General features: G+C 64.0%; 16 protein-coding genes and 1 tRNA gene. 9 read left to right on the forward strand and 8 right to left on the reverse strand.

The window, feature by feature from the left end; translation table 11 throughout:
• Positions 1-224: serine hydrolase (locus tag Q0025_RS10020; protein ID WP_297298560.1), on the forward strand; the 224-nt coding region annotated here is incomplete at its 5' end.
• A gap of 36 nt (positions 225-260) precedes the next feature.
• Here Q0025_RS10020 and Q0025_RS10025 read toward each other — a convergent pair.
• Positions 261-350, reverse strand: a tRNA-Ser gene (locus Q0025_RS10025).
• Positions 351-545: 195 nt separating this feature from the next.
• Here Q0025_RS10025 and Q0025_RS10030 point away from each other — a divergent pair.
• Positions 546-875, forward strand: coding sequence for a hypothetical protein (locus tag Q0025_RS10030; RefSeq protein ID WP_297298562.1), 330 nt, complete (start codon positions 546-548; stop codon positions 873-875).
• A 93-nt stretch (positions 876-968) separates the two neighbouring features.
• Positions 969-1,625, forward strand: a complete 657-nt coding sequence (msrA, locus tag Q0025_RS10035) for a peptide-methionine (S)-S-oxide reductase MsrA (protein ID WP_297298564.1) — start codon at positions 969-971, stop codon at positions 1,623-1,625.
• Between the two features lie 118 nt (positions 1,626-1,743).
• Here msrA and Q0025_RS10040 read toward each other — a convergent pair whose 3' ends face one another.
• Both Q0025_RS10040 and Q0025_RS10045 read right to left on the reverse strand, forming a co-directional pair.
• Complete coding sequence (locus Q0025_RS10040) at positions 1,744-2,199, reverse strand: cyclic nucleotide-binding domain-containing protein (protein WP_297298566.1); 456 nt, start codon at positions 2,197-2,199, stop codon at positions 1,744-1,746.
• Between the two features lie 15 nt (positions 2,200-2,214).
• Positions 2,215-2,901: a response regulator transcription factor gene (locus Q0025_RS10045; protein WP_297298568.1), complete on the reverse strand. Its 687-nt coding sequence runs from the start codon at positions 2,899-2,901 to the stop codon at positions 2,215-2,217.
• Between the two features lie 137 nt (positions 2,902-3,038).
• Here Q0025_RS10045 and Q0025_RS10050 point away from each other — a divergent pair, with 137 nt between their 5' ends.
• From Q0025_RS10050 to Q0025_RS10060, 3 genes are all read left to right on the forward strand, one after another.
• Positions 3,039-3,575 carry a L,D-transpeptidase family protein gene (locus Q0025_RS10050; RefSeq protein ID WP_297298570.1) on the forward strand — a complete coding sequence of 179 codons (537 nt, stop codon included), beginning with the start codon at positions 3,039-3,041 and terminating at the stop codon, positions 3,573-3,575.
• Between the two features lie 12 nt (positions 3,576-3,587).
• Positions 3,588-4,088, forward strand: coding sequence for a hypothetical protein (locus Q0025_RS10055; RefSeq protein WP_297298572.1), 501 nt, complete (start codon positions 3,588-3,590; stop codon positions 4,086-4,088).
• Between the two features lie 75 nt (positions 4,089-4,163).
• The gene (locus Q0025_RS10060) at positions 4,164-4,598 is read left to right on the forward strand and encodes a DUF3597 domain-containing protein (protein ID WP_297298575.1); all 435 of its coding nucleotides are present in this window, start codon (positions 4,164-4,166) and stop codon (positions 4,596-4,598) included.
• A gap of 106 nt (positions 4,599-4,704) precedes the next feature.
• Here the strand turns inward: Q0025_RS10060 and Q0025_RS10065 are convergent, their stop codons facing one another.
• Positions 4,705-5,445, reverse strand: coding sequence for a YggS family pyridoxal phosphate-dependent enzyme (locus Q0025_RS10065; protein WP_297298578.1), 741 nt, complete (start codon positions 5,443-5,445; stop codon positions 4,705-4,707).
• A 149-nt stretch (positions 5,446-5,594) separates the two neighbouring features.
• On the opposite strand from Q0025_RS10065, the gene leuS reads away from it, so the two are divergent.
• Genes leuS through holA form a run of 3 tightly spaced genes read left to right on the forward strand, consistent with a single transcriptional unit; the run spans position 5,595 to position 9,767 of the window.
• Positions 5,595-8,225, forward strand: coding sequence for a leucine--tRNA ligase (gene leuS, locus Q0025_RS10070; protein WP_297298580.1), 2,631 nt, complete (start codon positions 5,595-5,597; stop codon positions 8,223-8,225).
• Positions 8,212-8,757 carry an LPS assembly lipoprotein LptE gene (gene lptE, locus Q0025_RS10075; RefSeq protein ID WP_297298582.1) on the forward strand — a complete coding sequence of 182 codons (546 nt, stop codon included), beginning with the start codon at positions 8,212-8,214 and terminating at the stop codon, positions 8,755-8,757. Before leuS ends, lptE begins: the two co-directional genes overlap by 14 nt.
• Positions 8,757-9,767 carry a DNA polymerase III subunit delta gene (gene holA / locus Q0025_RS10080; RefSeq protein WP_297298585.1) on the forward strand — a complete coding sequence of 337 codons (1,011 nt, stop codon included), beginning with the start codon at positions 8,757-8,759 and terminating at the stop codon, positions 9,765-9,767. The genes lptE and holA overlap by 1 nt, the downstream gene beginning before the upstream one ends.
• On the opposite strand, the gene Q0025_RS10085 is transcribed toward holA, so the two are convergent.
• The 4 genes from Q0025_RS10085 to mnmG form a co-directional block, all read right to left on the reverse strand.
• Positions 9,768-10,628, reverse strand: coding sequence for a ParB/RepB/Spo0J family partition protein (locus Q0025_RS10085; protein ID WP_297298587.1), 861 nt, complete (start codon positions 10,626-10,628; stop codon positions 9,768-9,770).
• A 129-nt stretch (positions 10,629-10,757) separates the two neighbouring features.
• Complete coding sequence (locus tag Q0025_RS10090; RefSeq protein ID WP_297298589.1) at positions 10,758-11,585, reverse strand: ParA family protein; 828 nt, start codon at positions 11,583-11,585, stop codon at positions 10,758-10,760.
• 91 nt (positions 11,586-11,676) lie between these two features.
• Entirely contained in the window at positions 11,677-12,333 is a 657-nt protein-coding gene (gene rsmG, locus Q0025_RS10095; RefSeq protein WP_297298591.1) for a 16S rRNA (guanine(527)-N(7))-methyltransferase RsmG, read from the reverse strand.
• Positions 12,323-14,212, reverse strand: coding sequence for a tRNA uridine-5-carboxymethylaminomethyl(34) synthesis enzyme MnmG (gene mnmG / locus Q0025_RS10100; protein ID WP_297298593.1), 1,890 nt, complete (start codon positions 14,210-14,212; stop codon positions 12,323-12,325). Before mnmG ends, rsmG begins: the two co-directional genes overlap by 11 nt.
• Positions 14,213-14,231 lie beyond the last annotated feature (19 nt).

Below are 14,231 nucleotides of genomic sequence, written 5' to 3' on the forward strand. Positions count from 1 at the left end.
ATGCCGCGACGCGCCGCCTCCGCGTTGGCCTTCCGGCAAGCTGGCGGATCGCGAACAAGCCTGGCACCTGGGAGAAGATCGCGACGAACGATATCGGCGTGATCTGGCCCCCTGGCCGTGCGCCGATCGTGGTAACGGCCTATCTCGGCGAAGCGCCCGGTTCGGTCGAAAGTCAGGAAGCTATTCTGGCGGATGTCGCCCGGATCGTCGCGGCCGCGGCATAGATGCATCATTCATTAGCGAACACGAAGACAATAGGCTGGCGGAGGGAGCGGGATTCGAACCCGCGATACGGTTTCCCGTATACACACTTTCCAGGCGTGCGCCTTCAACCACTCGGCCACCCCTCCATCGTCTCGCTGCAGCGGGTGGCTCCGCCAATCGATCACGATTGGCGCGCACTATAATCGGCCGCAACCCCAGCGCAAGCGATCCTTCAAGCGCGCCGTGAGCTGCATAATTCCGGCCCATTCACCCCCTATTGGCCAATAGACGCCGCCACGCCGCCGTGCCAAATAACGGCCGTCCGCGCTTCGGGTCTGCCGATGTTTCGCTTCGTCCTTCGCCTCCTGGGATTGGTGCTGCTCGCCGGCGCCTTCGCCGCGCTCGTCGTCGACGGCACGCGCAGCATTGCCGGCGGTGCGCTGGCGCTGACGCCCCTCGGCCAGACGCTGGCCTGGCTGTCGCCGCAGAAATTTGCCGCGCTGAAGCCGCAGGTTGAAGCGCACGTGCCGCATTTCGTCTGGGATCCGCTGATCGTCCATCTGCTGACCGCGCCGACCTGGATCGTCGCCGGCGCGCTCGGCGCCCTCGTCCTACTCATCACGCAGAGACGGCGGCCGAAGATCGGCTATTCCAACCGCGAAGAGAGGTAACGAAGGGCGGCCCTTTTGCGTAGAGAGGAACGGGCGTTGCTTCCGGCCTGAAGCCGCCCCATCTCAACAACAAGAATAAGAACGGAGGTTTTCATGTTCTCATTCGGCAAGCCCCTGACCCTCCCCACCGCCGCCGAAGCCCTGCCCGGCCGTCCCTACCCGCTGCCGACCGCGGAGACGCATTTCGTCCTCGGCCACGCGTTGAAGCCGCCGTTCCCGCACGGGATCGAGATCGCCATTTTCGGCCTCGGCTGCTTCTGGGGCGCCGAGCGCAAGTTCTGGCAGCTCGGCAAGGGGATTTTCACGACCGCGGTCGGCTATGCCGGCGGCGCGACGCCCAACCCGACCTATGAGGACGTGTGCTCCGGCAAGACCGGCCATGCCGAGGTCGTGCTTGTCGCCTATGATCCGAAAGAGATCAGCTACGCGACGCTGCTCAAGACCTTTTGGGAATCGCACAATCCGACTCAGGGGATGCGCCAGGGCAATGACGTCGGCACGCAATATCGCTCGGTGATTTATGTGACGAATGCGGCGCAGCGGGCCGCCGCCGAAGCCTCCAAGGCAAGCTATGGCGAAGCCTTGAAAGCGCAGGGCCTCGGCCCGATCACGACCGAAATCCATGAGGCGAGCCCGTTCTATTATGCCGAGGATTATCATCAGCAATATCTGGCGAAGAATCCGCATGGCTATTGCGGTCTTGGCGGCACCGGCGTCGCCTGCCAGATCGGGACCGGCGTCGCGGCTTAGAGCGTTTTCGAGCGAAGTGGAAACCGGTTCGCGTGAAGAAAACGCGTCACAACAAAAAGCTGGAGCCTTGGTTCTGATTCTATCGGAATCGAAAAGGCTCTAGCCGGCGCGCGATGCCTTACTTGTCCTCGAAAGCCGTTTCGCGCAGGGCGTTGAGCTCCTGCGCGAAACCATGCAGCCGCTTTTCCAGCAAGCGGCGCAGGCGCTCGGCGCTGCGCGGCGATTCGACGAGCGCCCGCTGGAACAAGCTTCGCGAAATCTGCAACACGCCCGAGGGCTCGCAGGCAATTGCGGTCGCCGGGCGGCGCGTCGGCGCGATCAGCGCCATCTCGCCGATCAAGGTCGGCGGCCGGAGGATTTTTTCGCTGCGCTCCTCGCCGGCGGGTTCGAGCGCGACGGAGCCGGAGCGCAGAAAATAGCCGCCATCCGACGGCTCGTCGCGGCGGAAAAGCACCTCGCCGCTGCGCAGAATGCGTTGCCCCGCCGACAGCGCGATAAAGCGCAGCGCCTCCGATTCGAGCACGGCGAAAATCGGATGGCGGGTCAGGTCGTGCAGATCGTCGTCGCGGGCCATGCGCTCACACGCTGATTACGGGACGAGCTTATAGCCGCCCGCCTCGGTGATCAAAAGCTGCGATTTGGCGGGGTCGCGCTCGATCTTCTGGCGCAGCCGATAGATATGCGTCTCGAGCGTATGGGTCGTGACATTGGAATTATAACCCCAGACTTCCTTGAGAAGGACATCGCGGGTGACGACCGACTGACGGGCGCGATAGAGAAAGCGCAGGATCGCCGTTTCCTTTTCGGTGAGGCGCAGCTTGCTGCCCTTTTCGTTGATGAGATGTTTCGAGCCGGGCTGGAAGGTGAAGGGCCCGATGCGGAACAGCGCGTCGTCGCTCGCCTCATGCTGGCGCAGATGAACGCGCATGCGCGCCAGCAGCACCGAGAAGCGGAAGGGCTTCGTCACATAATCATTGGCGCCGGCTTCCAATCCATCGACCGTGTCGGCCTCGGAATCATGTCCGGTCAGCATGATGATCGGATTTTTGAATCCTTCGCCGCGCAATTGCCGCACCGCGGCGCGACCGTCCATGTCGGGCAGGCCGACATCCATGATGACGAGATCCGGCGCCGCCTCGCGCGCCACAATGAGCGCCGCGGCGGCCGTCGCGGCATGGACGGGTTCGAATTCAGCATGCAGCGCGAGCTGCTCGACGAGTTCGCCGCGAAGCTCCTCGTCATCATCCGCAATCAAAATCTTGCGAACCTGCGTCATGGCTGGTCCTATGGTTTCGTGCCGCATCGGCGACACTCAGATGTCAAATTCTCGTGACGACCCTACCGAAACAGCACCCGCCCGGTTCGCCGAAATCCGCAAAACCGCGCAAAACCCCCGGCCAGCCGAAGGGCGGATTGCCTTTACGCCGGATCGTCGCGACGGCGCTGCCGCGTTTCTCGCCCGAGAGGCCGCTCCGCGGGCGCCTGCAGATCGGCCAGACGACGATTGTCTGTGCCATCGGCGCAGCCGGGATCGGCCACCGCAAGCGCGAAGGCGACCATGCTTCGCCTGCCGGGCATTTTCGGCTGATTGAAGGCTTTTTCAAGCCGTTAATCGGCCGCCGGCCGCGCGCGTCCCTGCCAATGTTCCCGATTAACCGAACGCTCGGCTGGTGCGACGACGTCAAGTCCGCCAATTACAATCGGCTGATTCGCCTGCCGTCGCCGGCGCGCCATGAAACCCTTTGGCGCGACGACGGCCTTTATGATCTCGTCGTCGTGCTTGATTACAATCTCCATCCACGCCGCAAAGGCGCCGGCAGCGCCATCTTCCTGCATTGCGCGCGGCCGGATTTTGCGCCGACCGAAGGCTGCATCGCGCTCCGGCAAGACGACCTGCGCAAGCTTCTGCCGCGCCTTGCGCGCAAGGCTGTCCTGATTGTGAAACGATAGTTCGGAGAGACAATGATGACATCTCAGCCGCGCTCAGGCTTGCGGGAATGGCTCACGAAATTGTCGGCCCTTGGGCTTTTCTGCGCGATGCCGATCGGCATCGTTCACGCTTCGCCTGCTTCGGCGCCGCGCGCCTATTGTGCCAAAGTCGTCAACGATGACCGTGTCCGCCCCGTGCCGTCCTCGCTGGGTCCTGCGATCAAGCGGCTGTTCAACATCGGCGGCGCTTATGCTTTGCAGACGACAAGTTATCGCTGCGCCGATGGCAAGGTCATGCTCTGCAATGTCGGCGCCAATCTGGCGTGCGGCAAAGCCAATCTCAGCAAGAGCCTGCCCGGCGCGACAGCCTGGTGCAAAGACAATCCCAATTCCGATTTCATTCCGATGGCGGCGACCGGCCACGACACGATCTACGCTTGGCGCTGCGCCAACGGCATCGCCGTCACCGGAGCGTCGATCAGCCAAGTCGATGCCCGCGGCTTCTTCGTCGACAATTGGAAACGCTTGCCGTGACGCCGCGCATGGCTGGAAGCAATTCGGCTGTCACATTCCCCGCGCAGACTGAAGCTGCAAACGGGGAGACCTTCAATGAGCATTCTCGGCAGCATCGTTTCAGCCATTCTCCATCATGGCGGCACGTCCACGACGCCCGCAACGCCATCGGCTGCGCCCACGCCGGCCGCGCCCGAGGCGGCGCCGGCTGAGCCTTCACCAAGCGAACCCGCGACAACAGCCTCGGCTCCCGCCCCCGCTGCGCCAAGCGCCCCCATCGATGTCGATGCCGTGCTGACGCAACGTGCCGCAACCCATCACGAGCATCTCGACTGGAAACATTCGATCGTCGATCTTTTGAAAGCGCTCGATCTCGACAGCAGCCTTGCCGCGCGCAAGCAACTGGCCACGGAGCTGCATTACAGCGGCGACGAGGACGACACGGCCGCGATGAACATCTGGCTGCACAAGGAAGTCATCGCCGAGCTCGAAAAGAACGGCGGCAAAGTGCCGGAAGATTTGAGGCACTGAGGCCTTAAGCACGCATCAGGCGCGGAGCTGATCCGCGCATCCAAGCGGGCGATCGCGATAGTGTCTGAATGGCCGGGCCAAGCCCGGCCATAACGCGTGCGAAGGTTCACCGCCCCCCGAAGATCGCGCTGCCGATGCGCACATGCGTCGCGCCAAGCTCGATGGCGATCTCGAAATCGCTGCTCATGCCCATTGAGAGAATGTTGATGGCGTTGCGGGCGGCGATCTTGTTGAGCAGCGCGAAATGCGGCGCGGCCTGCTCATCGAACGGCGGAATGCACATCAGGCCGGAAATATCGAGGTTGAGATCGTCGCGGCAAAAGCCGATGAAGTCGTCCGCCTGCTCGGGCAGAATGCCGGCCTTCTGCGGCTCGGCGCCGGTATTCACCTGCACGTAGAGTTTGGGCGCGCGGCGCGCGGGATGAGGAAAAGTGGACTCCGGTTTTCCACCCGCATCCCGCGCCTGATCGAGCAAAGCGATCTCTTTTGAAAGAGCCATCGCGATCTTTTCGCGATCGACCGTCTCGATCACATCGAAGAATTGCACCGCTTCGCGCGCCTTGTTGGATTGCAATGGCCCGATGAGATGCAGTTCGAGGCCCGGGGTCTCGGCGCGCAGCGCCGGCCATTTGGCGATCGCCTCCTGCACCCGGTTTTCGCCGAAGACGCGCTCGCCCGCGGCGATCACCGGCCGGATCGCCTCGGCGCCGAAGGTCTTCGACACGCAGACGAGCGTGACCGCACCCGGCGCGCGGCCCGCATCGGATGCCGCCCGGGCCATCCGCTGGCGGATGTCCTGAAGCCGCGCGACGGCGCCATCAGACTCCCGCTTTTCCGCCGCCGTCATGCCGCTCTCCTTCCGCCATGCCGATCATTGACCCGTCCCGCCAATAATGCTGAGTATCGGCCGCCTCAATCCTAAGACTTTCAATCGCATCGGATTGATTGCGAAAACCGCTTCGCGGATTTCGTCCGATGCTCTAACCCCCTGATAGCATGGACACGGCGCGCTACAACGCTCACGAAGCCGAACCGAAATGGCAGCAGACCTGGGACGCGGCGGAAACCTTCCGCACCCGCAATGAAGATCCGCGGCCGAAATACTACGTCCTCGAAATGTTCCCCTATCCGTCCGGCCGGATCCATATGGGGCATGTCCGCAATTATACGATGGGCGACGTCATCGCGCGTTTCATGCGGGCCAAGGGTTATAACGTTCTCCATCCGATGGGCTGGGACGCTTTCGGCCTGCCGGCGGAAAATGCCGCCGCCCAGAACAAGACGCATCCGGCGCAATGGACCTATGCCAATATCGCGGCGATGCGGGCGCAGCTCAAATCCATGGGCCTGTCGCTCGACTGGTCGCGCGAGATCGCGACCTGCGACCCGGCCTATTACAAGCATCAGCAGAAGCTGTTTCTCGATTTCCTCGCCGCCGGCCTCGTCGACCGCAAGAAGTCGCGCGTCAATTGGGACCCGGTCGATCATACGGTGCTCGCCAATGAGCAGGTGATCGACGGCCGCGGCTGGCGCTCCGGCGCCCCCGTCGAGCAGCGCGAACTGACGCAATGGTTCCTGAAGATCTCTGCCGCCGCCGATGATCTCCTCGCGGCGCTCGATGATCTGCCGCGCTGGCCGGAAAAAGTCCGGCTGATGCAGAAGAATTGGATCGGCCGTTCCGAAGGCCTGCATCTGCGCTTTGCGCTGGCGCCGACGGAGAAGGTCGCGGCGCGCGAGATCGATGTTTATACGACGCGGCCGGACACGCTCTTCGGCGCCAAATTCATCGCGCTGGCGCCGGACCATCCGCTGGCCGCGGCGGTCGCCGAACAGGATCCGGCTTTGCGGCAGTTCATCGCCGAATGCCAGCGCGGCGGCACGTCCGAAGCCGCCATCGAGACGGCGGAGAAGAAGGGCTATGATACCGGCCTGCGCGTGCGCCATCCCTTCGATGCCGATTGGCTGCTGCCGGTCTACGTCGCCAATTTCGTGCTGATGGATTACGGCACCGGCGCCATCTTCGGCTGCCCAGCGCATGACCAGCGCGATCTCGACTTCGCCAATGCCTATGGCCTCGGCAATACACCGGTGGTCTGTCCGCCCGGCGCAGATCCGGCGAGCTTCACCATCACCGACAAGGCCTATGACGGCGACGGCACGCTGATTCATTCGCGCTTCCTCGATGGGCTGACGATCGAGGCAGCCAAGGAGGAGGTCGCCAAACGGCTCGAAGCCGCGACGCTCGGCACAGCGCCGGTCGGCCAACGACAGATCAATTACCGGCTGCGTGATTGGGGCATTTCGCGGCAGCGCTATTGGGGCTGCCCGATCCCGATCATCCATTGCGAAAAATGCGGCGCCGTGCCGGTGCCGGCCGCCGACCTGCCGGTCGAGTTGCCGCAGGATGTCACCTTCGACCAGCCGGGCAATCCGCTCGAGCGTCATCCGACCTGGAAGCATGTCGCCTGCCCGAGCTGTGGCGGCGCGGCGCGGCGTGAGACGGACACGATGGATACGTTCGTCGATTCGTCCTGGTATTTCCTGCGCTTCACCGATCCCTGGGACAAGGCGGCGCCGACCGACGAGGCCATGGTGCGCAAATGGCTGCCGGTCGATCAATATATCGGCGGCATCGAGCACGCGATTTTGCATCTGCTCTATTCCCGCTTCTTTACCCGCGCCATGCAGCAGACCGGCCATGCCGATGCCCTGAAGGAGCCCTTCGCGGGCCTCTTCACCCAGGGCATGGTGGTGCATGAGACCTATCGCGATGCCGACGGCGCCTGGGTCGCACCGTCGGAAATCAGAATCGACCTGACCCCGGAAGGCCGCCAGGCGACGCGGCTCGACACCGGTGCGCCCGTCGAAATCGGCCCGATCGAGAAAATGTCGAAGTCGAAACGCAATACGATCGACCCGGACGAGATCATCGAAACCTATGGCGCCGACACGGCGCGCTGGGTGGTCCTGTCCGATTCGCCGCCGGAAGGCGATGTGATCTGGACCGACGCCGGCGTCCAGGGCGCCGCCAAATTCGTCCAGCGTGCGTGGCGTCTGGTCGATGAACTCGCGGGCCTCGCCGCCCTGCCCGGTGCGGCCGCACCCGCCGAGTTCGCCCCCGCCGCCGTCGAAATCCGCAAGGCGGCGCACGCGGCTCTGGTGAAGGTCGAGGAAGATATCCTGCGGCTGCGCTTCAACCGCGCCGTCGCCCAGCTCTACGATCTCGCCAATAAGCTTTCCGCCGCGGTCGGAGCCATCGAAAGCCCGGATGTCGGCACCGACCTGCGCTATGCCTTCCGCGAGGCGGCGGACATTTTTGTGCAACTATTTGCGCCGATGATGCCGCATCTGGCGGAGGAAAGCTGGGCCCGGCTCGGCCACGCGACTTTGGTTGCCGAGGTGCCATGGCCCATTGCCGACCGCAGCCTGATCGTTGAAAATACGATCGTCCTGCCGGTGCAGGTGAACGGCAAGAAGCGGGCGGACCTCGCCATTGCGCGCGACGCCGATGCGGCCGCGATCGAAAAGGCCACTTTGGCGCTCGAAGGGGTTCAGAAGGCGCTGGAAGGCAAGGCGGTGAAGAAGGTGATCATCGTTCCGCAAAGGATCGTCAATGTCGTTGCCTGATTTGTCGTCGCCGAATTTGCGTGCCGCCGCGCTGCTCGTCGGTCTGCTGCCGCTGCTTGGGCTCGGCGGCTGCATCGAAAGCGTGCGGCCGCTTTATGGCTCGGGTAGTTTTTTGGCGAACGGCGCCCAGGCCGAGAAAATGCAGTCGGTCGCGGTCGACGAGATCGCCGGCCGCCTCGGGCATTATCTGGGCGACGACCTCAAGCTCAATCTCAACGGCACCGGGGCGCCGACCGAGCCGCAATATCATCTCATCATAACCCTGGCCGAAGGCACGGAGACGCCGCTGATCGACACGGTCGAAGGCCTCGCCACCTCGGCCACGATCGTGACGACGGCGAATTTCCGCCTCGTCCCGGTCGGCAACGGCAAGGTCTTTGTCGGCAAGGCCTATGTCGCGGCAAGCTACGACCGCAACATCAACCGCTTCGCCAATGTGCGCGCCGCACGCGATGCGGAAATCCGCGACGCGCGGCGGCTTGCCGATGAAATCACCACCCAAGTCGCTGCCGAACTCGCCACACATTCCTGATGGTTGCGGTCAAAAGCGGCGAAGCCGATCGTTTCATCGCCAAGCCGCCGCCGAACATTTTTCTTTATCTGATCTTCGGTACGGACGCCGGCCTCGTCGCGGAGCGCGCGCAAAAGATCATCGCGCGCAGCGTCGATGATACGAAGGACCCGTTCCAATTCCTGCGCATCTCCGGCGACGAACTTGCCGCCGATCCGTTGCGGCTCGCCGACGAAGCCAATACGATCCCCATGTTCGGCGGCCGCCGCGCCATCGCCATCGATGCGATGGGCAAGAATTTTGTCGCCGCCCTCGAGCCCGTGCTGGCGAAGCCGCCGCTCGATTGCACCATCGTCATCGAAGCCGGCGCGCTGAAACGCGACGCACCGCTGCGCAAGCTCTGCGAGTCGGATTCCCGCGCTGCGGCGATCGAATGTTATCCCGATAGTGCCAAAGATGTGGCGCAGCTCATCGACACCGAATTGCGCGCCGACGGCATCGGCATCGATGCTGAGGCGAAGACGCTGCTTGTTTCGCTCCTGGGCGAGGACCGGCTGACCACGCGGTCGGAAATCGCCAAGCTCGCCCTCTATGCGCGCGGCGCCGGAACGGTGACGATCGATCATGTCGCGGCGATCGTCGCCGACGCATCGAGTGTCGCGCTCGATGCGGCGATCGACGGTGCCTTCGACGGCGACCTCCTCGCCGTCGAGAAAACCGCCGAACGGGTCTTCTCGGAAGGCGGCGATTACAATGCTTTGCTCGGCGCCGCCTTGCGTCATGCGACGGCGCTGCACCGGGCGCGGCTCGATGCCGAATCGGGCCGCGGCGGCGGGGGCGGTTTCGGCTTTCGCCGCAGCGCCGCCTTCGACCGGCATCTCCGCGCCTGGCCGTCGGAACGCTTGGCACGGACGATCGCGGCGCTCAACCAGGCGATCGGCAAGGCCCGCCGCGATCCGCGTCTCGCCGATCAGATCGCCTTGCGTGCGCTCTGGACGATCGCACTCAGCGCCAAACGCAAGGCCGGGTAATCAGCGCTTCAATCGCCGCACCAGATCGTCGAGCTGTTCGAGACTCTTGTAGCGGATGCGCAATTCGCCCGTCTCGCCGTGCGCGGCGATCGAAACGACGAGGCCCAGCGCATCGCCGAGCTCTTTTTCCAAAGCCCGCGTATCGGCATCTTTGTCGTCGTCGCTTTTGGCCCTCGCCCGTGCCTCGGCTTTCTGCGTCAACTTCTCGACATCACGCACCGACAGCCCCTGCGCGACGATGCGCGAGGCGATCTCGTCGGCATCGGCGCGGGTCAGGAGTGCGCGCGCATGACCGGCCGAGAGCTGGCCTTCGGCAAGGAGACGCTTGGTCTTCTCTGGTAGTTTCAGCAGCCGCAAAGTATTGGTGACGTGGCTGCGGCTTTTGCCGATGACTTTGGCAAGATCAGCCTGTGTATAGCCATAGTCATTTTCAAGCTGCTGATAGCCGAGCGCCTCTTCGAGCGCATTGAGATCGGCGCGCTGCACGTTCTCGATGATGGCGAGTTCGAGCGCCTGCTTGTCGTCGGCCTCGACCAGAATCACCGGCACGTCATGCAGCCCGACGCGTTGCGCGGCGCGCCAGCGCCGCTCGCCGGCGATGATCTCATAAGCGTCGGCCTGCCCCGGCACGGTGCGCGCGAGGATCGGCTGGATAATGCCCTTCTCGCGGATCGAGGCGACAAGATCCTCAAGCTCCGCGTCGTTGAAATCCTTGCGCGGATTGCGCGGATTGGGCCGCAGAAACGCGAGCGCGATCTTCTTCTGCCCGCGCGAGCGCGCCACCGCTGCATTCTCTTCGCCGGCATCGCCGATCAGGGCGGCCAGTCCGCGCCCGAGCCGCGGCCGGTGTTCGTCTGCCATAGTCGCTGCCTTCATCTCCGCCTTCACTTTTCGCCGGGCATCAGACGTTCGAATCGCTCGGCGCTTTTAAAGCTTTCTCACCGCATCGGATTTGTCCGAAACCCGCTTCGCACGTTTCGCTCCAATGCTCTAAGCCGCGACGCCGCGCAATTGCCGTTCGCGCTGGATCACTTCCGATGCCAGCCGCAGATAGGCCTGGCTGCCGGCGCATTTGAGATCGTAGAGAAGCACCGGCTTGCCATAGGACGGGGCTTCCGAAATCCGCACATTGCGCGGGATGACCGTCTCATAGACCTTGTCGCCCATGAAGCCGCGCACATCGGCGGCGACTTGGGTCGCGAGATTGTTGCGCGGGTCATACATGGTCAGGACGATGCCGTGGATCGTGAGGTCCGCGTTCAACGTCTGCTTCACTTTCTCGACCGTCGAAAGCAATTGCGACAGGCCTTCGAGTGCGAAAAATTCGCATTGCAGCGGCACCACGACACTGTCGCTCGCCGCCAGGGCATTGATAGTGAGGAGATTGAGCGACGGCGGGCAATCGATGAGAACATAAGTGAAACGATTGGCCTCAGGCAGGGTCGCCTGCTCGTCGGCAAAAGCTTTGACCGCGTTCCGCAGCCGGTGGGCGCGGTCCTTCTCCGCGGCGATTTCCAGTTCGACGCCGAGCAGGTCGAGGGTCGAGGGCGCGATCGAGAGCCGTGGCACGGCGGTGGCCTGAATGGCGGCCTTCAGCGGCTCTTCGCCGATCATCACGTCGAAGGTCGAAACACTGCGGTTCTTGCGGTCGATGCCAAGACCGGTCGAGGCATTGCCCTGCGGATCGAGATCGATGATCAGCACCCGCTCGCCGATCGCGGCGAGAGCCGTGCCAAGGTTGATCGCCGTCGTCGTTTTGCCGACGCCGCCTTTTTGATTCGCCAGGACCAACACGCGAAGATCGGGAGAATAAGCCACACGCCGTCTCCGAAACCCGATTGTCTGCGCAACCATGCGACGATCTCTAAAGGTCTGTTTTAGAAGATTTTTCGCGCGGTACGCCAAAAACTCATCCGCGCCGCGCCGCGGTCCTCGGCGCCGCCTCGTCGAAGACGAGCAGGACGCGACTGACCGGCGCAGTAACGCTTGATTTTGCTATGATGCGGTATCGGCCCGCTACGGACAAGGCTTTGACCTCGTCTTCGGCCCATTGTCCCTTGAGAAAAACGCCGATGGCGCCTTCGGCGAGCCATTTTTCGGCATAGGCAATGAGGGTCGGCAGCGGCGCGAGGGCGCGGGCACTGACCGCCTCGATCGAGTCACCAATATGGTTAACAATATCTTCGATCCGGCCGTTGTGGATCACGGCCGGCGCCGATGTTTCACGTGAAACCTCGCGCAGGAAGGCGCATTTGCGCTGATCCGATTCGATGAGATGCACCCTTGCGCCGGGCGTCTCGGCCAGCCGGATTGCGGTGACGAGGCCGGGAAAGCCGCCGCCCGAGCCGAGATCCGCCCAGACTTTCGCTTCAGGCACGGCCGCTTGGACTTGCAGCGAATCGGCAATGTGGCGGGTCCAGAGCTGCGGCAAAGTCGACGCGCTGACGAGATTGATGGTCTTCTGCCATTTGCGCAGCAGCGCGGCATAGATGTCGAGGCGGCGGACAGTCTCGGACGGGAGCGGAAAGAGGGTCAGCGCCGCGTCGCGGTCGGCGTCACTCGGCAAACGCCTGGCTCCGCGCCGGCTGGCGTCTGAGTTGCGATTTGGCGTGCGCTGCGAGCAGGATGAGCGCAGCCGGGGTGATCCCCTCGATCCGCCCCGCCTGCCCCAAAGTCTGCGGCTTGATGGCAATCAGCTTGTCGCGGAGTTCTGCCGAGAGACCGGAAATCGCGCGGTAATCGAGGCTTTCCGGGAGGCGCAAAGCCTCGTCGCGGCGAAAGCCCGCAATGTCCGCGGCCTGCCGCTCCAAATAGACGGCATATTTGGCATCGATCTCGACCTGCGCTGCGCTTGTCGGGTCAACGGCGCCGAGCTCTGGCCAGATCGCGCGCAGCGCCGCGAAGTCGACGCCCGGGAAGCCGAGCAGGTCGAAGGCCGATCGCCGGATGCCATCCTGATTGATCTTGAGACCGTGGCGCGCCGCTTCATTCGGCGTCAGCGCCAGGGCCGAGAGCCGCGCCCGCGCTTCATCCAACGCGGCCTTCTTGGCGGTGAACGCCCGCGCCCGCTCCGCACCCACGGCGCCAAGTGCGATACCCTTGCCGGTCAGCCGTTGGTCGGCATTGTCGGCACGCAGCGTCAGCCGGTATTCGGCGCGCGAGGTGAACATGCGATAGGGCTCGGTGACGCCGCGGGTCACGAGATCGTCGATCATCACGCCGAGATAGGCCTCGGAGCGGTCGAAACCGATCGCGCCGCTGCCGCCCGCCTTGGCCGCCGCGTTCAGCCCGGCGACAAGGCCTTGCGCCGCCGCTTCCTCATAGCCGGTTGTCCCGTTGATCTGGCCGGCGAGAAAAAGGCCAGCGACGCGCTTCGTCTCAAGCGCCGGGCTGAGTTCGCGCGGATCGATAAAATCATATTCGATCGCATAGCCCGGCTGCAGCATCCGCACCTGCGCCAGACCCGGAATGGTGCGCAGGAAGGCATCCTGCAGGGCGGCGGGCAGCGCTGTCGAAATCCCATTCGGATAGATTGTCGGATCGTCGCGGCCTTCCGGCTCGAGAAAAATCTGGTGCGCCTCGCGATCAGCAAAGCGCATGACCTTGTCCTCGATTGAGGGACAATAGCGCGGGCCGCGCCCGGAGATGGCGCCAGAATAGACCGGGGAATAGCCGATATTGGCGCGGATCAGATCGTGCCCGGCCTGCGTCGTGCGGGTGATGAAGCAATCGACCTGGGCGGTCTTGATCGCCGGCGTCAGGAAGGAAAAGGGTTCGGGTTCGTCGTCTCCCGGCTGGGGCTCAAGCTGAGCCCAATCGATCGTCGTTCCGTCGAGGCGGGGCGGTGTCCCGGTCTTCAGACGGCCGAGAGCGAAGCCATGCGCCAGCAGGCTCGCCGAAAGCCTTTGCGCCGGCGGTTCGCCGACCCTGCCGGCCGGAATCCGCTCGTCGCCGATATGGATCATGCCGCGGAGAAATGTGCCGGTCGTGAGCACCAAAGCGCCAGTGGCGAGGACACGGCCATCGGCCAGCGCCAGCGCTGCGACCCGTCCGGCCGCCGTTAGAATTTCCGCGGCTTCGGCCTCGACGACGGTGAGACCTGCCACCGCCGAAAGCGCGGCCTGCATCGCCGCGCGATAAAGCGCGCGGTCCATTTGCGCGCGGGGGCCGCGCACCGCCGGCCCCTTGGCACGATTGAGGAGGCGGAAATGAATCCCGGCTTCGTCGGCGACGCGGCCCATCAGCCCGTCGAGGGCATCGACCTCGCGGACGAGGTGACCTTTGCCGAGCCCGCCGATCGCCGGATTGCAGGACATTGTGCCGATGCCGGCAAAGGCATGGGTGACGAGCGCGGTGCGCGCGCCCAGGCGCGCAGCGGCGGCCGCAGCCTCACAGCCGGCATGCCCCCCGCCCACAACGATGACATCAAACTCGTCCGTATTCACCCAGCTCACCCGAAATGTT

This window comes from uncultured Methylovirgula sp., from assembly GCF_947646745.1.
GTDB lineage: Bacteria > Pseudomonadota > Alphaproteobacteria > Rhizobiales > Beijerinckiaceae > Methylovirgula.